Below are 22,909 nucleotides of genomic sequence, written 5' to 3'. Positions count from 1 at the left end.
GACCTGGCACCAGGTCCTTTTCTGAATTTATTTTTCGTTTGCCATTTTAACTAATGTGATAATATCGCTTGATAGCTTGCTATAGGATGGTGATGGTGCTTTGATATTGGCTTTGATGCCATCGATAAGCGTTAGTGCATTGGGATTGGTAATGGAAAGAACCTGAACTTGTCCGTTAAAAGCTTTGTTCATTAAATCCTTAGCCTTTGCCAAATTATCATCAGTATTCAGCTTATTGACATCGACACCGTCAAGGGTCCCTTTTCCGGAAGAACCGGTTGTGTTTTTTAATACTTTATTTTGCATTTCATCATAGCTGGTGGAGGTTGTCGCTGGTTCCGCCCGAGCCAATATCACCGTGTCATCAAGGACAAACACCTTGATACCAGTAATCCCCTGCCCCGCAAGCCTGGATTCTAAATGGGATGAGATACCGCCGTCATGCAGGCTTGAGCTTCCAATTAAACTGTAAACATTTTCTCCAAGGCCCGCCGTTTGATTGTTTGTACCTGTCGTGTGTTTCTTCGATCTGTCGACGCTTGGAATCACGTCAACATTATTTTGGCCATGAACGTGACCATTTCCTTTTTCATTTAAAGATTGTTGATGAAGATCTTCGGCATTTCCTTTCAATTCCTGATGGGCTGAGCATGCGCCAACAATTAAAAGCACAGCAATCATCGGCACATACCACATGTTACTAATTTTTTTCATTTTATTTCCTCCTTTTTAACAAATAAATTCCCCTGATTTTTTGTGCGTATACATGCTTTATTTTGGGAACATTATCAAGCAATAGCGGCCCTGCCGTATTTTTCAAATAATGTTGTTTATTGTCTAGCTGCAGCGCCTAGCCCCTCGAGTCATAAGCCAATCCGTCATGAAGGTTAAAAAGCAACCTTCCTGCCGGCTCGTCTTATGCTTGTCGGGGCTGAGCAAGGCGCTTCCGCTTTTCTAATTTCCTTGGAGGTGTGTTCCATGGCTGAAGAAAACAAAGAAAAGCAAGAAACATTATCGAGAAGAAGATTTCTCCGCAATACCGGTTTTACCGTAGGGGGACTCGCTGTTGGCGGGATCTTGGGAAGTTTGGTCCCAAGGGGAAAGGATGATAACAAAAACAATCCGCCGGCGCCTCAAGACCAAGATTTCAATCAAGCGCTGATGTACTTTACTCCGGAACAATTCAGGATTACCGAAGCTGCCACCGAACGAATATTTCCTGAAGATGATAACGGACCGGGGGCAAAGGCATTGGGCGTTGCCTATTTTATTGATCACCAGTTAGCAGGTGATTGGGGCTTCAATGCCAGGGACTATATGCAGGCGCCCTTTTTTCCTGGTGAAAAAGTTCAGGGCTATCAGGGGCGCTTAAAACGAAGAGATATTTTTGATATAGGACTGCGTGAGCTGCAAAATTACAGTAACACAGTAGGTAAGAAAAATTTCGAAGAACTATCGGGTGAGGAGCAGGACAAAATTTTGAAAGATTTTGAAGAGGATAAGGTGAATTTAACGACCATATCTCCTAGCGGCTTTTTCCAGCTGCTGAGAAGTGCAACCTTAGAGGGAGTTTACAGCGATCCATTATATGGAGGAAATAAAAATATGGGTGGCTGGAAAATGCGAAACTACCCTGGCAGCCAAATGGCCTATGCCGAGATTATTGAGAAGGACTTTCAGAAGATTAAACCGCAAAGCCTGCAAAGCCATATGAAGCATTAAAGGAAAGGGCTCAAGTACCGGTATTAATAGATTTTATTTTTAAAAAAGAAGGTGGAAAAATGGCGAGAAAATTACCGAAAGCTGACGTCGTTCTGGTGGGAGTTGGCTGGACTGGCGGAATTATTGCCTCTGAACTGACGAAAAAGGGCCTGAAGGTGGTCGGCTTGGAACGAGGCAAGGAAAGAAAGACCGAAGATTATTTCATGGTTCATGATGAACTTAGATACGCACTTCGCTATGATCTATTCCAGGATCTTTCCAAAGAAACGATTACTTTTAGAGGTAACGAAAGAATCCGCGCACTGCCGATGAGGCAGTATGGTTCATTTCTGCTCGGGGACGGTTTAGGCGGCGCTGGTGTTCACTGGAACGGACAGACCTACCGGTTCCTCCCTTATGATTTTGAAATTCGCAGCAAAACGATTGAAAAATATGGGCAAAACAAAATCCCTGCGGAAATGTCTATCCAGGATTGGGGCATTACCTATGACCAGCTGGAGCCTTACTACGACAAATTTGAGAAAACCTGCGGGATTTCCGGTGAGGAGAACCCGCATCCTGGTGCCGGAAAGCGGTCGGATAAATTCCCAACCCCGCCGATGAAGAAATCACCGGCTATTAAAATGTTTGAGACAGCGGCAAAGAACTTGAAGCTGCATCCTTATATGATGCCGTCAGCTAACTTATCGGAATCGTATAAAAACCCGGACGGCATCTCAAGGGCTGCATGTCAGTACTGCGGCTACTGCGAGCGGTTTGGCTGCGAATACGGGGCAAAGGCAGACCCAGTCGTCACGGTTATTCCGGTTGCCAAGAAAACGGGGAATTTTGAAATTCGGACTCATTCCCATGTCAGAAGGATTTTACATACGGGAGGAAAGGCAACCGGGGTTATATATGTCGACACCACAACAGGTGAGGAAATTGAACAGCCAGCCGATATTGTGGTGCTGACAAGCTATGTATTTAGTAATGTCCGCTTGCTGCTAATGTCGGGGCTTGGCAGACCGTATGATCCTACTACAGGAACTGGTGTTATAGGGAAAAATTATGCTTATCAAGTGATGAAAGGAAATGCCATCGGCTTTTTCAATGATAAGGAATTCAGTACCTTTGCCGGTGCCGGGTCACTTGGAATGGTCCTTGATGATTACAACGGTGACAATTTTGATCATTCAAACTTGGGCTTTATCCATGGGGGCAGCATATCACTCACCCAAACAGGGTTAAGGCCGATTCAAAATAATCCTGTTCCGAAGGGCACGCCAGCTTGGGGCAAAGAGTTCAAACAACAGTCACTCAAATATGCCAACCGTTTTCTTTCCGTTGGCGGTCAAGGCTCATCCATGCCGTTTAAGCATCACTATCTCGATTTGGACCCTACTTATAAGGATGCATTCGGCGACCCGTTAATCCGGATTACCTTTGATTTCGAGGATCAGGACCGGAAGTTGGCTTTGTTCCTAGCTGAAAAATCCGCACAAATCTTGAAGGAAATGGGCGCAAACCATATTGATTCACTGAAGGAGTTAGGCCCGTACGATATTACAACCTATCAGTCCACTCATAATACAGGCGGTGTCATTATGGGGGCAGACCCGTCCACATCTGCCGTCAATAATTATTTACAAATGTGGGATGTGGACAATTTATTTGTGGTGGGCGCGGCTAACTTTGCCCACAATTCCGGGTACAACCCGACTGGAACCGTCGGCGCCCTCGCTTACCGTTGCGCAGAAGGCATCGACAAATACCGGCAAACCGGCGGGCAGGTAGTCTAATTCACGGCCTCTTCTTTGCTTTTTTCAGTTCGTTTTTATTACAATAGCAATAGTGTTAAAATAAATAACTGAATTGGAAAAAGGAGGATATTAAAAATGACTCAACATGAAAACAATACATTACCACCAAAAACTTGTTCCGTTGACCGATTGGTAACAATGGAGGAAGACGTTAAAAAGGTACTTGCCGGTGAAAAAACAGCAACCCGCCGCAATGGCCGCTATGCAGACCCAGGCGAAATTATGACCCTGGAAGGTCGCCAGTTTGTGGTGGATAAGGTCTATTCTCAAGGCCTTGGCGAGCTGACCGATGATGATGCCCGCCGCGAAGGCTTTAACAATGTGGAAGAATACAAACAATCAATTCTTTCCATTCATCCAGGAATGCCGTGGCTTCCGCAAATGCGCGTCTGGGTTCATGAATTCAGCCCGGTGAAATAAAATCAATGAAAAGGGCCTGTCCCCCTGCTTTAATGCGATAAGCGAAAGCAATGCGGGGGCAGGCCCCTTTGCTTGTCTATTTTAAGAGCCCGAATTTATAATAGGTTTATTACATTTGTCTGGCAGTTTAGGAGCAGGGGGAGACCTCATGAAGCATTTTGCAAAGTACATAAAAAAGTATTGGAAGTCCTTTTGTATTGCGGTTCTATTCCTCACCTTTGAGGCAATTTGCGATTTGCTGCAGCCGACCGTGATGGCGAAAATTATTGATGAGGGTGTTGCCAACAGAGACATCGATTATGTCCTAAAAATGGGCGGCCTGATGCTCCTGATTACCGCTATTGGGGCTGTGGCCGCTTCCACCAGAAGCATCATCGCCAGCATCGTTTCGCAAAATTTTGGAACAGAACTACGATCTGACCTGTTTAGCAAAATTCAATCTCTTTCATTTAGAAACCTGAACACCTTCGACCGCGCGTCGCTCATCACAAGGCTTACAAATGATGTGACCCAGGTCCAAGTGTTTGTAAACGGTACGATGCGGATTTTCGTAAAAGCTCCATTACTGGCGATTGGCGGTCTGGTCATGGCCACGCGCCTTAACCTTCACCTCGCGGTCGTCCTTGCGGCGGTGGTGCCGATTGTGGCATTGTTTATCATCATTAACTTAAAGCTTGGCTTTCCTCTGTTTTCCAAGGTACAGAATGCCATGGACCGGGTGAACGGTGTGCTTCGTGAATATTTATCCGGTGTCCGGGTTGTCAAAGCTTTTAACCGTTTTGAAGTAGAAACAACTAAATTCTCAAAAGCTAACGAGCATTTCCAGAAGCAATCGATTGCCGCCAACCGACTGATGGCTGTTTTCAGCCCGGCGATTATGCTAACAGTTAACATCGGGATTGTCGTTGTCCTCTGGATGGGCGGCCTTGGGGTTGAGTCGGGAAAGATACAGGTTGGCCATATTATTGCTTTTATCAATTACATGACGCAGATCTTATTTTCCCTAATGATGATTTCCATGGTGTTTACCATGTTTGTCAGGGCAAAGGCCTCAGCAGGAAGAATTGGTGAAGTATTCTCTGAGGAAGTCAACATTACGTGGAAAAACGATAAAATGAAATCTCTAACTGGTGAAAAAGGAAGAATTGATTTTGAAAATGTCTCTTTTTCCTATGATGAGGCTGCCGGCGAGCCGGTGCTTAAAGACATTTCGCTTACTATTCTTCCCGGGGAAACCGTCGGCATCATCGGCTCTACCGGTTCTGGGAAAACGACGCTCGTCAGCCTGATTCCCCGCTTTTATGACGCATCAAGCGGGTCGATAAAGGTAAATGGCGCGAACATTAAGGACATAGACCCGAAAAATCTAAGGGAGAAAATTGCCTTTGTTCCACAAAAAAATATTTTGTTTACCGGGACAATCGCCGAGAATATTCGCTGGGGAAAGGAAAATGCCTCTCAGCAGGAAATTGAAACAGCGGCAGCCGTAGCCAGTGCCACGGAATTTATCGAGGCCTCACCAGAAGGCTATGACACAAAAATCGGTCAGGGCGGTGTCAATTTTTCCGGCGGGCAGAAGCAGCGGCTTTCCATTGCCAGGGCATTGGTGAAGCAGCCGGAAATCCTCATTTTGGATGACAGCACAAGCGCGGTCGACGCGGCCACTGAAGCCAAAATGAAAACCGCCTTAAAAAAATTCGCCAGCGGACTGACCTGTTTATTGATTGCCCAACGGATATCCTCGATTATCGATGCAGATAAAATCATTGTCCTTGACCAGGGGGAAGTGGCGGGTATTGGCACCCATCAAGATCTGATCAAGGATTGTCAGGTATATCAAGAAATCTATCGCTCACAAATGGGCAGGGAGGGTCTGCAAAATGGCAAATAACACGAATCAACCGCAAAGAACCCCCCCTCCTGGTCCACCGCCGCTTAGGCCTGGCGGAGGTGCCCACCACCGCGGTCCGGTGGTTAAGCCAAAAAACTTTAAAGGTACCTTAAAACGTCTTTGGGACTATTTTGGCCGCGAAAAGGGAATGCTTTCCCTCATTTTCTTGTTCATCACAGTTGATGCAGCTTTAATGCTGCTTAACCCTTTTCTCATCGGTAAAGCCATTGATGCCATGACCCTAAAGTCTGGGAAGGTGGATTTCAGTTTTCTTGAGGTCATGATTGTCGTTCTTATCAGCGCCTATGTCGGCGATGCCGTCCTCACCTTCTTGCAGGGCTGGCTGATGGCTGGGGTAGCCCAACGGATAGTCAAAGGATTAAGAGCATCCCTTTTTCAAAAACTGCAAAAGCTCCCTGTTGCCTTCTTTGATTCTCGGACACATGGGGAACTGATGAGCAGGCTCTCAAATGATGTTGATAACATCAGCAATACGATATCCCAATCGACGACACAGTTAATGTCCGGTGTCATTATCATCGCCGGCTCGCTGATCATGATGTTAATACTGAGCCCGATTCTCACGCTGGCCAGCCTGATTACCGTGCCGCTTGTCTTTTTGCTAACCAAAACGATTGCCAAAAGAACGAGCGTCTTGTTTAAAAACCAGCAGGTTCAGCTGGGAAAATTAAATGGACATATTGAGGAATCGATTTCCGGCATTGAGGTTGTTAAAGCGTTTAATCACGAGGAAAAAGTCATTGAGGAATTTGAAAAGGTTAATGCCAAGCTTCGCGAGGTCGGCCTCAAAGCGCAGATTTGGTCCGGTTTCTTAATGCCGATTATGAACGTCATCAATAACCTTGGCTTTGCGGTCGTCGCTATTGTCGGCGGCATCTTGGCTGTCAAAGGGCATATCACGGTTGGAGCGATCGCCAGCTTCATCACCTATTCAAGACAGTTTGTCCGGCCGCTCAATGATCTGGCCAATATTTTTAACATTCTTCAATCAGGTGTCGCCGGAGCAGAGCGGGTCTTTGAAGTCATTGATGAAGAGGAGGAACCTGTGGATTCCCCTGCCGCTGTGCCGCTTAAGAATCCGAAAGGCCATGTTGTGTTTGATAATGTCAGCTTTGGATACCGCCCTGATGTGCCGATTTTAAAAAACGTCAGCTTTGAGGCGGCGGCAGGAACCAGCACCGCCCTGATTGGTCCGACCGGTGCTGGAAAAACGACCATTGTTAATCTTTTGACAAGATTTTATGATGTGACAGGGGGCCGGATCCTTTTGGATGGCCGCGATATTCGCGACTACACAAGGGACAGCCTGCGGCGCAGCTTTGGCTTTGTGCTCCAGGATACCTACCTTTTTTCGGGGACAATCAAAGAAAATATCATGTACGGAAATCCCGCCGCGACGCAGGAAGAAGTGGAAACGGCGGCACGGATGGCAGGTGCCGAGGGCTTTATCAAACGTCTGCCCAAGCAATATGACACCCTCCTATCGGAAAACGGCGGTAACCTCAGTCAGGGAGAACGCCAGCTGCTGGCGATTGCCAGGGTTATTTTGGCACGACCGTCGCTGCTGATTTTGGATGAAGCGACGAGCAGCATTGATACGAGAACGGAACTGCACATTCAGCGGGCATTGTTGTCTTTAATGGAAAATCGAACCAGTTTTATTATTGCTCACCGCCTCAACACCATTCGTGATGCCGATGCCATCATGGTCATTGACCACGGGGAAATCGTAGAAACAGGCAGCCATGAGGAACTGATGGCGAAAAAAGAGAAATATTTTTCCTTGTTTTCAAATCAATTTAAAAATGCGGAAGCCAATGAAGCGTAGCTTGAGAAAATTTCAAACTGAAATTTTCTCTTTTTTTGCTGACTGGTGTAAAGACATCTGTTAGAATTATGTCAGGACAGGGACTTAAACAGTTCTTTCTTAAAAAGAAACGTATTGGGGAATAATATCAGAAACTCTGAAAATAGAGGGGGGCTTAAGATGGCTAACACAAATAGTGTTTCTAGCAGTGATTTTATTAAGATGAAATCAGGAAAGAAACAGGAATTATCAAACACGAAACTGCTCGGTATTGCCGGGATGGGCTGGATGTTTGATGCCATGGATGTAGGGATGCTTTCCTTCATCATTGCGGCATTGGCGGCAGAATGGAGTTTAACGCCCGGGCAAATGGGCTGGATTGGCAGCATCAACTCGATTGGAATGGCTGTTGGCGCACTTATTTTCGGCTTAATGGCTGACCGAATCGGGCGGAAAAATGTTTTTATCATTACCTTATTATTATTTTCGATAGGAAGCGGTGCATCGGCATTCGCAGGCTCCTTGACTGTCTTTTTAATTTTCCGGTTCTTAGTTGGAATGGGCTTAGGAGGAGAGCTGCCGGTTGCTTCAACGCTTGTCTCCGAAAGTGTCCCGGCTGAAAAACGCGGCCGGATCGTTGTTCTATTGGAAAGCTTTTGGGCAGGCGGTTGGCTGATTGCGGCGGTCATTTCCTATTTCGTCATCCCATCGATTGGCTGGCAGGCCGCGTTGCTAATCAGTGCGATTCCTGCCCTATATGCCTTATATTTGCGGATAGGGCTTCCTGACTCACCACGTTTTGCAGCAGTTAAAACGAAGGACAAGAGCTCTGTCCTCCATAACCTTACGCAGCTTTGGTCAAAAGAGTATAGCAGACAGACTGCGATGCTTTGGGTTGTTTGGTTTTGTGTCGTGTTCTCTTATTACGGCATGTTCCTATGGCTGCCGAGTGTCATGGTGATGAAGGGCTTCAGTTTGATTAAAAGCTTCGAGTATGTGTTGATTATGACGCTAGCTCAATTGCCAGGTTATTTTACAGCGGCGTGGTGCATTGAAAGGTTTGGCCGGAAGTTTGTCTTGGTTGTCTACCTAACCGGAACGGCTGCCAGCGCTTATTTCTTTGGAACCGCAGACTCTACGGCACTGTTAATGACAGCAGGAATTCTATTATCATTTTTCAACCTTGGCGCTTGGGGCGGACTCTACGCATATACCCCGGAGCAGTATCCAACGGTAATCCGCGGTACGGGTGCCGGAATGGCTGCTGCCATCGGCCGTATCGGTGGTGTCCTCGGCCCATTATTGGTTGGCTACTTAGTGGCTCAAAAATATGCTGTCTCGACCATTTTTACAATCTTTTGTATATCCGTTTTAATTGGTGCCTTGGCAGTGTTTCTTTTGGGAAAAGAAACAAAAAAACAAGAATTGGTATAATGATTTATTGGAGGACCCTTTTTCAAGGGTCCTTTATTTCTGGAAAATCGAGGAAGTTATCTATATTTAGACAAAATAATTTAAAAATAGTTTGCTTTTTAAAGTAAAAACAAATACTGTTCTGCTTTAGCGGAATAACGCATAAAAACGCCCAGAAATCAGCCTTTTTTATTATTTTCAAAATTATTTTAAAATAGTGGATACAGGTACTAGACGAACACCTAATTATTATGTACAATGTTTTCAGAATATTATATGTTTTGGGAAGAATTGCACAACAATTTAGGGAACTTTTAAAAAACAGGGGGTAATTTCGTGAGAAAAAGAAAATTAGCAGGCGTGTTTGCTTCATTTATGCTAGCTGCAGGCGTAATGGCCGGCTGTGGATCATCCACATCCACTAGTTCAGGCGGCGGGGATGAAAAGGGCGGTGAAATCAAAATCGGTGCCAACCTTGAGCTTTCCGGCGGGGTAGCATCCTATGGCCAGTCCATTAAAGAGGGTATTGACCTGGCGCTTGAAGAAATCAATAAAGAGGGAATTGACGGCAAGAAATTGAAGCTGGTTGTCGTTGATAATAAGTCTGAAGCACCTGAGGCGATTAATGGTGCGACAAAGCTGATCAGCCAAGACAAGGTTTCAGCCATTATCGGGGCAGCAACAAGCGGAAACACAAAAGCACAGATTGAAATTGCGCAAAGCAACAATGTTCCAATCATTACGCCGACTGGTACGGCTGCTGACGTAACGGTTAAAGACGGCAAATTAAATGATTTTGTCTTCCGTACCTGCTTCATTGACCCATTCCAGGGTACTGTCGCAGCAAACTTTGCAGCGAAAGAATTAAAGGTTAAAACGGCTGCTGTATTCATTGACAGCTCAAGTGACTATTCTAAAGGCTTGGCAGCATCTTTTAAAGAAAAGTTTGAAAAAGAAGGCGGCAAGGTTATCACTCAAGAAGCATATGTGGCGAAGGATACAGACTTCCATGCCCAATTAACGAATATTAAAGGGAAAAACCCAGAGTTCGTCTTTGTCCCTGGCTATTATGAAGAGGTTGGTTTAATTGTCAAGCAGGCTCGTGAAGTAGGTCTTGACGCTCCAATGATGGGTGCTGACGGCTGGGATTCTCCTAAACTAGTAGAACTTGCCGGCAAGGATGCTTTGAATAACACCTTTATTACAAACCACTATTCTTCTGGTGACTCCGACCAAAAGGTTCAAGAGTTTGTAAAAGCCTTTAAAGCAAAATACAAGGACAAATCTCCAGATGCTTTCAATGCTTTAGGTTATGATTCTGCTTATTTCCTTGCTGATGCCATCAAACGTGCTGGCGGCGGCGATTCTAAGAAAATTCAAAAGGCTCTTGCAGAAACAAGTGGCCTTGAACTAGTAACAGGACAAATGAAGCTTGATAAAGACCACAACCCAATCAAATCAGCTGTTATCTTAGAGTACAAAGACGGCGAACAGACTTTCAAAACGAAGGTTAATCCGTAGTTAATTTTATAATAGTCAAAATGAATAGGGAGCATGTCCATGTTCCCTATTCCAATTTATAAGGATTAGGAAAAATTTCCTATTCCCACTGGAAGGAGTTGCGACATGGAACAACTAATACAGCAGCTAGTCAACGGCATTTCATTGGGAAGTATTTACGCATTGATTGCCCTTGGGTACACAATGGTATATGGTATCGTCAAGTTAATCAACTTCGCACATGGGGATGTCTTCATGGTCGGAGCTTTTATCGGTTTTTATTCTATTACTGTTCTCCATTTAGGATTTTTCCCGGCATTATTGATTTCAATGGTGGCCTGCGCAATTTTCGGCGTATTGATTGAGCGGATTGCCTACAAGCCGCTTCGGAATGCAACAAGGATTGCGGCATTGATTACCGCTATCGGAGTTTCGCTTTTCATCGAATATGGCACCATCTATATCCGCGGCGCCCAGCCGGAAGCCTATCCAGGCAATATCGTTCCATTGAAAAGCCTGGAGGTCTTCGGTGTTAAGATTAGCGGTCAGTCCATTCTAATTTTGGCTGTTTCCCTTTGTTTAATGATTATTCTTCAATTTATTGTTCATAAGACTAAGATTGGTAAGGCGATGCGCGCTGTTTCCCACGACCAGGATGCGGCCAAATTGATGGGAATTAACGTCAATAACACCATCTCTGCCACCTTTGCAATCGGATCTGCCCTTGCCGGTGCAGCCGGAGTGGTATTTGGAATGTACTATACAAAAATTGAGCCATTGATGGGAATCATTCCAGGTCTGAAGGCTTTCGTTGCCGCTGTTCTAGGAGGAATTGGAATTATCCCTGGGGCAATGGCCGGAGGATTATTATTGGGTGTCATTGAAGCCCTTGTCAGCGCGGCCGGAGGCTCGCTATTCCGAGACGCTGTTGCCTTTGTTGTGTTAATTCTAATCCTAATTTTCCGCCCTGCTGGTCTTTTTGGCAAAAACGTCAGGGAAAAGGTCTAGGGGGTGCTTGGTAGATGAAAAAGTTAAATAACGCAAAAGGCTTTTGGGGTTCCATTGTTTTAGCGGTTATTTTTGCCGTTGTCGTCCAATTCCTGATCAATGGAGGTACGTTAAACCCCTTTTATGTAAATGCTCTATTTTCAATCGGCATTAATATCATCCTTGCCGCTTCGCTTCATCTAATCATCGGTATTACCGGGCAGTTTTCAATCGGCCATTCCGGTTTCCTTGCCGTGGGGGCATATGTTTCAGCAATTATCACAATGAAATTAGGATTGCCCTTCCCGGTCGCGATTCTGGCTGCCGGTGCGGCCGCTGCTGTTGCCGGTTTAGTAATCGGGGTTCCTACCCTAAGGCTCCGAGGCGACTATCTTGCCATCGCTACTCTAGGTTTTGCGGAAATCATGCGAATTGTCTTCTTGAATATTGATTATGTTGGCGGCGCATCCGGGATGACGGTCTCCCACCTGATTACCTGGCCATGGCTGATTGCCTGTGTGGTCATCACCATTGTTGTCATTGTCAACTTTACGAATTCTACCCACGGCCGCGCCTGCATTTCGATTCGCGAAAACGAAATCGCTGCAGATGCGATGGGGATTAATACGACTTATTATAAAGTAATGGCATTTATCATTGGTGCCTTTTTTGCCGGCGTGGCAGGTGCCTTGCATGCCCATAACTTTTACATTATCCAGCCGACCAACTTTGGCTTCTTAAAATCCTTTGATATTTTGATCTTTGTTGTGCTGGGCGGACTTGGCAGTATGTCCGGTTCCGTGCTTGCAGCGATTTTATTAACGATCATTTCAACATTCCTAGCCAATTATCCAGAAGTCCGGATGGTGATCTACAGCCTTGTACTAATTGCAATGATGCTGTTCCGTCCGCAAGGATTGATGGGAACAAAGGAAATTACGTCTTTCTTCAAGCTGGAAAAATCCGCGCAAGGAGGGTCTCATGATGCGAACAAAAACACAGTTGCTTAAAGTAGAGAACGCAGGCATCCGCTTTGGCGGTTTAAAGGCTGTATCCGGGGTCAACCTAGAGCTTTTGCAGGGAGAACTCGTCGGACTGATCGGGCCAAATGGTGCCGGCAAGACGACATTCTTCAACCTGTTAACAGGTGTTTATGTTCCAACCGAGGGATCAATTTCTTTGGCCGGTGAAAAATTAAACGGGCATGCGCCTTATAAGATTACCAAAAAAGGAATCAGCCGTACCTTCCAAAACATCCGCTTGTTTGGGGAATTATCGGTACTCGATAATGTTAAGGTTGCCTATCATTCGCTTGCGAAGCATTCCATTCTCAGTTCAATCTTCCGCCTTCCTTCTCATTTTTCCGGTGAAAGGGAAATGGAAGAAAAGGCAATTGAGTTTTTAAAAATCTTTAAGCTTGATAATGTCCAGCATGAAATGGCGAAGAACCTGCCATACGGGCAGCAGCGCCGCTTGGAAATTGCCCGGGCATTAGCAGCAAATCCTAAGCTATTGCTTTTGGACGAGCCGGCAGCAGGGATGAATCCGCAGGAAACTGATGAACTGATGAACCTGATTGCGTTAATTCGCGAAAAATTCTCGTTAACCATTCTGTTAATCGAGCACGATATGAATCTTGTCATGGGTGTTTGTGAAAGAATCTATGTACTGGATCATGGACAGCTAATTGCCGATGGTACTCCGGAGGAAATCCGCAACAATCCAAAAGTCATCGAAGCGTACCTTGGCGAGGAGGTCTCTTAGTATGCTTAAAGTCAACGATATTAATGTCTATTACGGAAATATCCATGCATTAAAAGGAGTATCCCTCGATATTAACCAGGGTGAAATTGTGACGCTGATCGGTGCGAATGGTGCCGGTAAAAGTACGCTATTAAAGACCCTTTCCGGGCTTTTGAGACCGAAGACTGGCGAGATTGTGTTTGGAGGCGAACATGTTGCCGGCAAGGTGCCGCAATTGATTGTGAAGCGCGGGATCTCCCAGGTTCCAGAGGGCCGCCGCGTATTTGCCAATATGTCGGTTGAGGAAAATTTGGAGCTTGGCGCCTATTTGCGCAAGGATAGGAAGGGTATTCAGGAGGATTTTGAAAAAATTTATCAGCTCTTTCCGCGCCTGCTGGAGCGCAAAAAGCAGCTGTCTGGTACACTTTCAGGCGGTGAGCAGCAGATGCTCGCAATGGGCCGGGCGCTGATGGCACGCCCTAGGCTGCTTTTATTGGACGAGCCCTCCATGGGTCTTGCACCGCTGTTGGTCAAAACAATCTTCCAGATTATTGAGGAAATCAATAAAACGGGAACAACGATCCTGCTGGTTGAACAGAATGCGAACATGGCGTTATCCATCGCTGACCGCGCCTACGTCATTGAAACAGGAAAAATAGTTGCCTCTGGTTTAGCTGAAGAACTCAGTGCCAGTGACCAAATTAGAAAAGCCTACCTCGGCGGGCATTAAAAAAGGTATCGGAGTGAACTCCGGTACCTTTAAACCTTTTGCTGGTCCGAATCAAGTGTAAATTGAAAACGATGTTTCGGCTGGAATGAGTGCTTGATTTTGCTTTTGTATTCGACATACAATTGCTCGAGCCCTACTAACGCAAGCGAGAAGAAATTAGCATAATTCTTTTGGACCTCCCACTTTAGCTCGTTCTTGCCGCAAATGCTGTAATAGTTTAGTTCCTCAATTTCTTTGGCAAGCTTAGCCAGCTCTTCAGTTTGTTTTTCTGTCGGAAGGGATAGAATTTGGTCGATTTTTCCAATATAAGCCCTCGATTTTTCAATTTTCTCTTTAATATCCTGGTAGCCGGCTAAATCAATTAGCTGGTATTTTAATTTGAATTCGTTCAGCCGTTGTGCGGCTTCATAGGTGGCCCCAACGATTGTCTCACGCGTCATATGTTCTGTTTCATAGCTAAGCATATGCTTCCAGGACGGCTGGGTAATGGCCTTGCGATGGTCTTCGAGTGTCTGGCACAATTTTTTATAGCCATGGATTTCCGGGTGCTCAAACGCCGGGCTCGCCGGATCCAAAAATGGTGCGAGCGGGGCAACGAAGTAAAAGATTCTTGGGTCCTTCCCGCTGGCCAGGTGGATGGTTTCACAAAATTCAATGTTTTCGACAGCACTTTCATACGTCTGCCCAGGGATTCCGACCATAAAGAACAGGTCAATTTTTTTACAGCCATTTTTGAGAGCGAACTGCAGTGTTTCGATCACCTTTTCATTTGAGCAGCTGAATTTTCCGTTATATTTCCTGATTTTTTCGTCATGGGTTTCGAGGGTAATTTCAATGCTGTAATGAGGAACGCTTTCATTCATCAGCCGGAAAAATTCTTCATCCGCATATTGAAATAACTCAAAGACGATTTCGTTTTTCAGCTTCAATTTTTTCAACCGGCTAAAAAATTCCTCAACATATTCTTGTCCCCCTTGTCTTAGATCATGGAGGATAAAAATCGGCGCGCGGCTGAACCGGGAAATAAATTGAATATCCTCGACGAGCTTTTTCGGTGACCGCAATGCTAGCGTATGACGGTTGCAGTTTTGCCCATAAGCCTCTCTTGAACCGCCGCAAATCAGGCAGTTTTGCGTGCAGCCGCGTGCGGTCAACAGTGCGGTGTTCGGATATTGCAGCCAGCCGTTGTATGGCAGCGGGTCGAGGAAATTTCGGTATTTAAAAACGGACCGAATGGTGTAGCGGTACCCCGGAACATCAATATCATCGAGGTCCTTTGGCACGTACGTTAACGGATTATAGCCAGTCTCGGTGCCCTTTTTCCACGTTAAATTAGGAATATCCGCGAAATGCGTATTTCCAGTCTCCAGCTTATTCATCAACAGCAGCATCAGCTTTTCTGTCGAGTCCCCGCGCATCACGAAATCAATAAATGGATATTGAATTAGCTCCTTGTGATAATACGTGGCCGACAATCCGCCAAAAATAATTGGGGTGTCCGGATGAAGCTGTTTGACGATTTTCGCAAGCTCAATGCTGCCGTGGGCATGTGGCAGCCAGTGCAGGTCAATGCCAAACGCACTTGCCCTGATCGATTTTAATTTTTTTTCGACATCAAAGTTTGGGTTCATGAGCATTCGGTTGGCGATATTGATGATTTTGACGCGGAGTCCATAACGTTCCAAATAGTCGGCGATGCTCGTCAGGCCGATGGGGTACATTTCAAAAACGGGCGAAGATGGAACAACATCACTGATCGGTCCGGCAAGCAAAGGATTTTTTCGGAAATCGTAAACACTTGGAGCATGCAGCAGTACTAAATCGTATTTCATGGGAAACACCTCTTTGATTTATAGTGTAATAACTCCTTTTGGGGTATATATATAAAGTTTTTTCAAGAAAGGATTTGTGAGGGAATTCACAAGGTGTTTTAATGTTATTATCGCTGTTTACTTTAGTTTACTATAATAGTTGTTGGCTAGAGTGACAATCAGGTGACAAATTTTGGTTAACTTTGTGCCGAATAAATTTAATACAAAGGTAGTAGGCAAGAATAATCCTTTTGCCAAATAGAAAACGCATAGTGGTTTATGACATAATAGTGGATATCAAACCAATCTGGTTTGCCGAGGGCTTAGTCCGGTCAGTGTGATTCATTAGACCGGGTTGGGTCCTTATTTTTTGCGGACGTTTGGCCGACTGAACAATCATTCATATTGTTTTCAATCTATAAATACATTAAACTAGAATAAACAGAAAATTAAGTAAATCGTCACAGAATTTGGAGGGGAAGCTTTGGGCGATATCGGCATTTTGCAAAAAAAAGAGAAGCTATCAAGGCAATTCCTACTATTTATCTCTGTCTTTGGAGTGTGTATTTATTTTCAATATGGCTTGTTTAATTTAATGGTACCGCGCGAGCCAATGATTTTGGCACTGCTGGTGTTGTTTCTCTTTATTGTGGAGCTATTTCCTGTTCCAGTCTGGAAAGGGCATATTACCATCTCTTTTCCATTGGTCTATGCCATATATCTCATGGATGGATTAGCCTATACGATTGTTTTTTATGGGATTATCATTGCAGCTATCAACATTATGAATAGACGACCGCTCCGAATTATTTTCTTTAATCCGGCCATGCAGGTCATTAGCTTTTTTATTGCTCATCTGCTTTGCCAGTGGCTGTATCCGCAGATGCCAATCGAAGGGCTGTCAAGGGTGCTGAAGGGAATTATCCATTTTAATTTGCTCATCATCCCCTTTTATTTCATGAATAATCTCATTGTGGATCTTGTTTTTGCTATCAGGCCACAAACGTATAATCTGAAAATTTGGAAGATGAAAGCGCTCTTTGAGGTTTATAGTTTTCTTATTTCCTATGGTTATATTGTTTTGTTGCATGTTTTGGGAAATCAAAAGCGAGGAACGATTGATGTTTTCTCTTTTTTCTTCTTTTTTATCCCGTTGGTCTGTGTGGCCCTGCTAAGCTCGATTATTGCTAATTTAAAAAAGGAAAAGGCGAAGCTGAAAGCGTTGTTCAGCATTTCATCCGAACTCAATAAAAAAATTGCGAGGTCTGATTGGTTAACTTTTTTAAAAGATAATCTTCAAGAATTTATCGATGTTGATGCATGGATTTTGTGGAAACGTCCACCGGAAGGCTGGTTGTTCCGATTTGCGGCTGGCCCTGTCAAGGAAGATTTAAAGATGTCGGAGGAAACGGCTGCCGCCTTGGATAAAATGACAAAATTAACCGTTTATCATAATGCCAAAAGAGACCCGAGTCCGGCTGGGATTTTTTTTAAGAAGGAAATAGGGTCAATACTTTATGCCCCATTAATTTTAGAAAAAGAGCTGGTTGGGATGTTTGTTTTTGGTAGAAGCCGGATCAACAGTTTTAGCGAGGAGGATATGCGTTCTGCGGCTACCCTTGCTAATCAGCTGGCTGTCCTGATTAAAACAAGATGGCTGTTTGCCGAGCAGGAGAAGCGGTTGATTTTAGAAGAAAGGAATCGTATTGCCCGGGATATCCATGATGGGGTGGCCCAGTCGCTCGCCGGCGCGATTATGAATCTTGAAACGGCGCAGCGGAAATTTGCGAAAATGCCGGACGATTCACTTCGGTTAATAGGCGAAAGCACCGAGAAGCTGAGGCGCAGCCTGAAAGAGGTGCGGGAATCCATCTATGCGTTAAGACCTTATCCGACTGAGCGGGTGGGATTATTGTTGGCAATTTCTGCAAAAATTAATGCGGTCAAGCGGGAGCATAATTTGGATATCAATTTGGAGACAAGAGGTCCGGAATTCCACCTGAGCTCGATGGTTGAAAAAATTATTTTCGATATTTGTCAGGAAAGTGTGCAGAATGCCGTTAAACATGCAGAAGCCTCGAAAATTGACATTCTGTTAAGCTATCAAAAAGAAAATGTGCTTTTGAAGGTGAAGGATAATGGCAAGGGGTTTTCGCTTTTTCAGGCCATGATCAAGGCCCGGGAGCACCCGCATTTTGGAATATTACATATGAATGAATCGGCTGATAAAATTCAGGCCTCGCTGCAGGTAGACAGCCGCGAAGGAGCCGGAACAGAGATAACCTTAACGGTGCCAAGAATGGGGATTGAAGGGAGTGATTTGCGTGATCAAGCTTATGCTAGTCGATGATCATGCCGTTTTACGGGATGGGTTGAAAAATATTTTGGAATTGGAAACCGATATTGAGGTGATTGCGGAAGCCATCAATGGCAATGACGCAATTGAAAAGGTAAAAGAGGCAATGCCGGATGTGATATTGATGGATATTAACATTCCAGAGAAGAATGGCATTGAAGCAACGAGCATTATAAAAAAAATGTACCCGTCTATTAAAATCCTGATTCTGACAATGTTTGACCATGATGAGTACTTTATGTCAGCGATTCGCGAAGGGGCCGACGGTTATTTGCTGAAGGATGCCCCTTCCCAGCATGTGATCGATGCGATTCGCGCGGTGGCAAACGGGCAGTCGGTCATCCACCCATCAATGACGAAGAAGTTTTTGGGCTTTTTCCAGCCTCCGGCTAAACCGGAGCCAGCTGAGGAAGAAAAGTCTGCGGATTCGACGCTGACTGAGCGGGAGAAGGATGTGCTTCTCTGCTTGGTCAAGGGCATGAATAACAAGGAAATTGCCCAAACACTGTTCATCAGTGACAAAACGGTCAAAATCCACGTGTCCAACATATTCAAAAAACTCGGCGTCAAAAGCCGGTCCCAGGTTGTCATTTATGCTGTCCAGAATCAGCTTGTGCCGTTGACGTAGGAGTATTATTTATTTTTTCTGAGAACAAAGCCAGGTTGGCTGCAATTGTTTTGTTAGGAGAGAGCTCGCTCAACGCGCGAGCTCTCTTTTTTTTGAATTTAATTGTCTAATTTCGGGCCAACCTAAAAAAAGCCAGGCGGTCAGCCTGGCACAGGTAACTTTCCATTTTTTTAAGGTCGTTTTCTTCATTTACTCGTCAACCGCCAATTACCATCCACGTCAAAAAGTTTAGGTTGGAAAGTAAAGTGGTATATTTGGAAAGTATTTTATAAGTTGTGGAAAGTAAATCCGGAATATATGTAAGTATTTAAAAAAAGAGGAAAGTAAATCGAGCAAAGGTGTAAGTATTTCCAAAAAGCTGGATAATGAAGACCTGTTTTTTTAAAATTTACCTCTTTTTTTGCTAAAATAGAGGAAAAATCAGAAGGATGATTAGAATGGCACAGGCCAAAACCAATGCAATGCGCATTTTGGACGCGAAAAAGATTCATTATGAGGTGCTTACATACGAAAATAAGGATGGAAAAATTGATGGAGTGTCCGTTGCTGAGAAAATTGGCAGAAATCTGAAAGAGGTCTATAAGACACTCGTCACGCAAGGGGCAAGCAAAGACCTTTATGTGTTTGTCATTCCTGTTGCCGAGGAATTAAACCTGAAAAAGGCGGCTAAAGCGGCCGGGGAGAAGAGTGTCGAAATGATTCCGGTGAAGGATATTCAAAAATGGACCGGTTACATCCGCGGCGGCTGCTCGCCCGTCGGCATGAAAAAGCAATACCGGACCTTCATCGACCAAAGCTGCTCAGAAATTGAAGCAATCGTCGTCAGTGCGGGGAAAATAGGCATGCAAATTGTGCTCGAACCGAACCACTTACAAGAAATCACCGACGCTGAGTTGGCTGATGTAATAAAATAAATTTTCCTTTTTAAAAAAAGTCAGTTTTTCGCATAGGCATTCACCTATAAACAACAAAAGCATAAGATATGGTGAACTTAATCTTTGTGATTGAAATTGCCTAATGGCAATGTTGATTTTTAAAAAGGGAGTGTTAATGAATGGCAGGGAAAATTAAAAATTATTTTGCCGGCGGTAACACAGCCAGGGGATTTCATAATTTGTACGATTCCAACCTGCAGGGACTTGACCGTTTGTTTATCTTAAAAGGCGGGCCTGGTACGGGCAAATCGTCGCTCATGAAAAAAATCGGCCAGGAATGGGTGGAAAAAGGCTATGACATCGAGCTGCTCCACTGTTCATCTGATAATAATTCTATTGATGGCGTACTAATTCCGGCTTTAAAGGTGGGCATTGTTGACGGAACTGCTCCGCACGTCATTGAGCCGAAAGCGCCAGGTGCTGTGGAAGAATACATTAATCTGGGCGAGGCATGGGATGCGAAGGCCCTAAGTGCTCATAAAGGCGAAATTAAAAAGCTAACCAACCAGATCAGTGAGGCCTTTGCGACAGCCTACGCTACTTTTAAAGAAGCGCTTGAAATTCATGATGATTGGGAAAAAATCTATATAAACAGCATGAACTTCCAAAAAGCTGACCAATTGACTAAAAAGCTGATTGATACCTTTTTTGGAAAAATGAAGTTAAGCAAACAAGCCGATGTCCGCCACCGTTTCCTTGGGGCTGCCACACCAAAAGGTGCAGTTGATTTTGTCCCTAATTTAACGGAAGACATTCAAAAACGTTATTTTATTAAGGGCCGGCCAGGTTCTGGCAAGTCCACGATGCTTAAAAAGCTGGCTGCTGCAGCAGAGGAGCGCGGCGTCGATGTAGAAATCTATCATTGCGGCTTTGACCCGCATAGCCTCGATATGTGTATTTTTAGAGAGCTGGGGATTGCCATTTTCGACAGCACCGCACCGCACGAGTATTTCCCAAGCCGCGACGGCGATGAAATCATTGATATGTATGAAATTTTAATCGAACAGGGAACAGATGAGATCTTTGCCGATTTTATCAGCAAAATTTCCACCAAGTATAGAAACAAGATGACAGAGGCCACAAGCTGGCTCGCCAAGGCAAAAAAGCTCCATGACGAACTTGAGGACATTTATATCGCCGCAATGGATTTTTCTGTGGTCGAAAAAATTCAAAATAATATTGCTGCAGAAATCAATGCATTAGCTGGGGTAAACGCTTAGAACCAAGGGGTCTAATTCCCTTGGTTCTTTTTCTTATTAGTGAGTAAAGCTGCGGGTCAGGCCCTATTTCCGTTATGCGTGTGGTTTTGTTTTGTTTTGCTCTGCTGGTCTTTGTTGCGTTTGTTTCCTTTGCTATTATCGCCGCTTACGAATTCGGCGGCGATTTCCGCTTCAGCGTGACCAGCACGCGCTGAATTTTGATTGTTGCTGCCTTTATTAAATTTCTTCGTCATCATCATCCCTCCTTCTGCACCTGTTAGTTTGTCGTCTGCCTAATAGTTTATACACGAGTTTCTTCACCAAAAATAAGGTAAAAAGAAAGGATGACGTTTATTGAAAGAGATCGCACTCTTAACCGAACTGTTTGAGGAGAACCGAAATGAAGAAAATGCAGGGCCGATGGAAAAATATATGAAAGGGCATTTCCTGTTTCTCGGCATAAAAAAACCTTTACGAAGCGAGCTGGAAAAGCAATTTTTTAAAGAAACCGGGATTTTGAAGGAGCCATTTAATCAAGATTTTGTTTGGGGGTTGTGGGAAAAGGAAGAACGGGAATATCAGTATACCGCGCTTGTTTATATGGAAAAGTCACTAAAAAAATTGGACAAGTCAGATTTACCGTTTATGGAGTGCCTGATCACAACGAAATCCTGGTGGGACACGGTCGATGCCATTGCTCCAAAGCCGGTTGGAACAATTGCACAAGTCTTCCCTGAGGTAATCGAGGAGACCATAAACGGCTGGTCCGTCCATGAATACCTCTGGCTAAGAAGAGCGGCGATTCTTTTTCAATTGAAATATAAAGAAAAAACGGATGAGGAGCTGCTTTATCAATACATACGTGAGAACGCCTCAAGCAAGGAATTTTTTATCCAAAAGGCAATTGGCTGGGCATTACGGGAATATTCGAAGACAAATCCTGGGTCCGTCGGGAGGTTTATCGAGGGTCACCAATTAGCGCCTCTAAGCATTCGGGAAGGCAGCAAGTATGTAAAATGAGCCAATTAGGAGAAAATCCCATTTGTTCATGGTAGAATGGCGATAATGAAAAGATGAAGGAGAACATCATGATGAAATGTATTGCTACAGATATGGATGGCACATTATTGAATTCGATGCAGGTTATTTCCGAGGAAAATAAACAGGCAATTTTAAAGGCGCAGGAGGCCGGGGTTGAAGTGGTAGTTGCTACCGGCAGATCCTATCAGGAAGCCACCTATGTATTAAATGCGGCTGGGTTGAAATGTCCAGTTATTTGTGTGAATGGGGCTGAGGTCCGCTCAAAAGAAGGCGAAATTATATCTGCCTCCCCGATTTCGAAACAAATGGCCAAGAATGCAGCAACAGTCCTGTATGAAAAGGATATCTATTTTGAGGTCTACACCAATAAAGGAGCTTTTTCCGTCGATACCGACAAGGCTGTTTCCATTCTCGTGGACATCGTGATGAGCGCCAATCCTGAAGCTGACCGGGAATATGTCGTTCATGCGGCGGGAGGAAGAATCAGAGATGGCTTGATTCATCCAATTGAGAATTATGAACTTCTTTTTGAAAGTGATGAGTATCAGATTTATAAGTTTTTAGTTTTCTCCTTTGATTTAGATAAACTTGGCGATGCTGCCAGCGCCATAAAAGAGTTTAGCGAGCTTGAGGTTACGAAATCGGGCATTGAAAATATTGAAATAACCCATAAAAATGCACAAAAAGGGATTGCGCTTGAGGCCTTCGTCAACGCAAAAGGGATAGATTTGTCTGAAACAATGGCGATTGGCGATAATTTTAATGACGTTTCAATGTTTGAAAAGGCTGGACGGGCCGTTGCGATGGGCAATGCCAGCCCGCATATTAAGTCGCTGTGCGATTGGATTACTGATACAAATGAAAATAGCGGTGTAGGAAAGGCGATCCTGGAAGTTTTATAAA

At 44.5% G+C, this 22,909-nt stretch carries 20 protein-coding genes; 17 read left to right on the top strand and 3 right to left on the bottom strand.

What is annotated here, in order from left to right:
- Positions 1 to 27 precede the first annotated feature (27 nt).
- Positions 28 to 714 (bottom strand): hypothetical protein, encoded by a 687-nt coding sequence (locus tag ACZ5B7_RS29925; protein WP_464492146.1) that lies wholly within the window; start codon positions 712 to 714, stop codon positions 28 to 30.
- A gap of 264 nt (positions 715 to 978) precedes the next feature.
- Here ACZ5B7_RS29925 and ACZ5B7_RS29920 point away from each other — a divergent pair, with 264 nt between their 5' ends.
- The 11 genes from ACZ5B7_RS29920 (at position 979) to ACZ5B7_RS29870 (ending at position 14,036) form a co-directional block, all read left to right on the top strand.
- Positions 979 to 1,722, top strand: a complete 744-nt coding sequence (locus ACZ5B7_RS29920) for a gluconate 2-dehydrogenase subunit 3 family protein (protein ID WP_423800189.1) — start codon at positions 979 to 981, stop codon at positions 1,720 to 1,722.
- Between the two features lie 59 nt (positions 1,723 to 1,781).
- Positions 1,782 to 3,503 carry a GMC family oxidoreductase gene (locus tag ACZ5B7_RS29915; RefSeq protein ID WP_423800188.1) on the top strand — a complete coding sequence of 574 codons (1,722 nt, stop codon included), beginning with the start codon at positions 1,782 to 1,784 and terminating at the stop codon, positions 3,501 to 3,503.
- A gap of 96 nt (positions 3,504 to 3,599) precedes the next feature.
- Complete coding sequence (locus ACZ5B7_RS29910) at positions 3,600 to 3,944, top strand: ASCH domain-containing protein (RefSeq protein ID WP_423800187.1); 345 nt, start codon at positions 3,600 to 3,602, stop codon at positions 3,942 to 3,944.
- Positions 3,945 to 4,092: 148 nt separating this feature from the next.
- Positions 4,093 to 5,835, top strand: a complete 1,743-nt coding sequence (locus ACZ5B7_RS29905; protein ID WP_464492145.1) for an ABC transporter ATP-binding protein — start codon at positions 4,093 to 4,095, stop codon at positions 5,833 to 5,835.
- Positions 5,825 to 7,684 (top strand): ABC transporter ATP-binding protein, encoded by a 1,860-nt coding sequence (locus ACZ5B7_RS29900; RefSeq protein ID WP_464492144.1) that lies wholly within the window; start codon positions 5,825 to 5,827, stop codon positions 7,682 to 7,684. The genes ACZ5B7_RS29905 and ACZ5B7_RS29900 overlap by 11 nt, the downstream gene beginning before the upstream one ends.
- 201 nt (positions 7,685 to 7,885) lie before the next feature.
- On the top strand, positions 7,886 to 9,097 hold the full coding sequence (locus tag ACZ5B7_RS29895; protein ID WP_423802698.1) for an MFS transporter: 1,212 nt from the start codon (positions 7,886 to 7,888) through the stop codon (positions 9,095 to 9,097).
- Positions 9,098 to 9,412: 315 nt separating this feature from the next.
- Positions 9,413 to 10,597 carry an ABC transporter substrate-binding protein gene (locus tag ACZ5B7_RS29890; protein WP_464492143.1) on the top strand — a complete coding sequence of 395 codons (1,185 nt, stop codon included), beginning with the start codon at positions 9,413 to 9,415 and terminating at the stop codon, positions 10,595 to 10,597.
- A gap of 105 nt (positions 10,598 to 10,702) precedes the next feature.
- The gene (locus ACZ5B7_RS29885) at positions 10,703 to 11,584 is read left to right on the top strand and encodes a branched-chain amino acid ABC transporter permease (RefSeq protein ID WP_213147902.1); all 882 of its coding nucleotides are present in this window, start codon (positions 10,703 to 10,705) and stop codon (positions 11,582 to 11,584) included.
- Positions 11,585 to 11,598: 14 nt separating this feature from the next.
- On the top strand, positions 11,599 to 12,573 hold the full coding sequence (locus tag ACZ5B7_RS29880; RefSeq protein WP_464492142.1) for a branched-chain amino acid ABC transporter permease: 975 nt from the start codon (positions 11,599 to 11,601) through the stop codon (positions 12,571 to 12,573).
- Complete coding sequence (locus tag ACZ5B7_RS29875; RefSeq protein WP_213148105.1) at positions 12,548 to 13,327, top strand: ABC transporter ATP-binding protein; 780 nt, start codon at positions 12,548 to 12,550, stop codon at positions 13,325 to 13,327. The genes ACZ5B7_RS29880 and ACZ5B7_RS29875 overlap by 26 nt, the downstream gene beginning before the upstream one ends.
- A gap of 1 nt (position 13,328) precedes the next feature.
- Positions 13,329 to 14,036, top strand: coding sequence for an ABC transporter ATP-binding protein (locus ACZ5B7_RS29870; protein WP_464492141.1), 708 nt, complete (start codon positions 13,329 to 13,331; stop codon positions 14,034 to 14,036).
- A gap of 29 nt (positions 14,037 to 14,065) precedes the next feature.
- Here ACZ5B7_RS29870 and ACZ5B7_RS29865 read toward each other — a convergent pair whose 3' ends face one another.
- A complete protein-coding gene (locus ACZ5B7_RS29865) occupies positions 14,066 to 15,868 on the bottom strand; it encodes a TIGR04190 family B12-binding domain/radical SAM domain protein (protein ID WP_464492140.1) in 1,803 nt (600 codons plus the stop codon).
- Between the two features lie 463 nt (positions 15,869 to 16,331).
- Between ACZ5B7_RS29865 and ACZ5B7_RS29860 the strand changes: the two genes are divergently transcribed.
- The 4 genes from ACZ5B7_RS29860 (at position 16,332) to ACZ5B7_RS29845 (ending at position 20,986) form a co-directional block, all read left to right on the top strand.
- Positions 16,332 to 18,197 carry a GAF domain-containing sensor histidine kinase gene (locus tag ACZ5B7_RS29860; RefSeq protein WP_464492139.1) on the top strand — a complete coding sequence of 622 codons (1,866 nt, stop codon included), beginning with the start codon at positions 16,332 to 16,334 and terminating at the stop codon, positions 18,195 to 18,197.
- Complete coding sequence (locus tag ACZ5B7_RS29855) at positions 18,172 to 18,831, top strand: response regulator (protein WP_464492138.1); 660 nt, start codon at positions 18,172 to 18,174, stop codon at positions 18,829 to 18,831. Before ACZ5B7_RS29860 ends, ACZ5B7_RS29855 begins: the two co-directional genes overlap by 26 nt.
- A gap of 437 nt (positions 18,832 to 19,268) precedes the next feature.
- Entirely contained in the window at positions 19,269 to 19,745 is a 477-nt protein-coding gene (ybaK, locus tag ACZ5B7_RS29850) for a Cys-tRNA(Pro) deacylase (RefSeq protein ID WP_464492137.1), read from the top strand.
- Positions 19,746 to 19,885: 140 nt separating this feature from the next.
- On the top strand, positions 19,886 to 20,986 hold the full coding sequence (locus tag ACZ5B7_RS29845) for a PRK06851 family protein (protein ID WP_464492136.1): 1,101 nt from the start codon (positions 19,886 to 19,888) through the stop codon (positions 20,984 to 20,986).
- A 56-nt stretch (positions 20,987 to 21,042) separates the two neighbouring features.
- Here ACZ5B7_RS29845 and ACZ5B7_RS29840 read toward each other — a convergent pair whose 3' ends face one another.
- Positions 21,043 to 21,225 (bottom strand): hypothetical protein, encoded by a 183-nt coding sequence (locus ACZ5B7_RS29840; RefSeq protein WP_464494597.1) that lies wholly within the window; start codon positions 21,223 to 21,225, stop codon positions 21,043 to 21,045.
- A gap of 94 nt (positions 21,226 to 21,319) precedes the next feature.
- Between ACZ5B7_RS29840 and ACZ5B7_RS29835 the strand changes: the two genes are divergently transcribed.
- Entirely contained in the window at positions 21,320 to 21,985 is a 666-nt protein-coding gene (locus ACZ5B7_RS29835) for a DNA alkylation repair protein (RefSeq protein WP_464492135.1), read from the top strand.
- Between the two features lie 68 nt (positions 21,986 to 22,053).
- A complete protein-coding gene (locus ACZ5B7_RS29830; protein WP_464492134.1) occupies positions 22,054 to 22,908 on the top strand; it encodes a Cof-type HAD-IIB family hydrolase in 855 nt (284 codons plus the stop codon).
- Position 22,909 lies beyond the last annotated feature (1 nt).

The organism is Neobacillus sp. S1115 (genome assembly GCF_055385565.1).
This window is presented reverse-complemented; position numbering and strand designations above follow the sequence as displayed.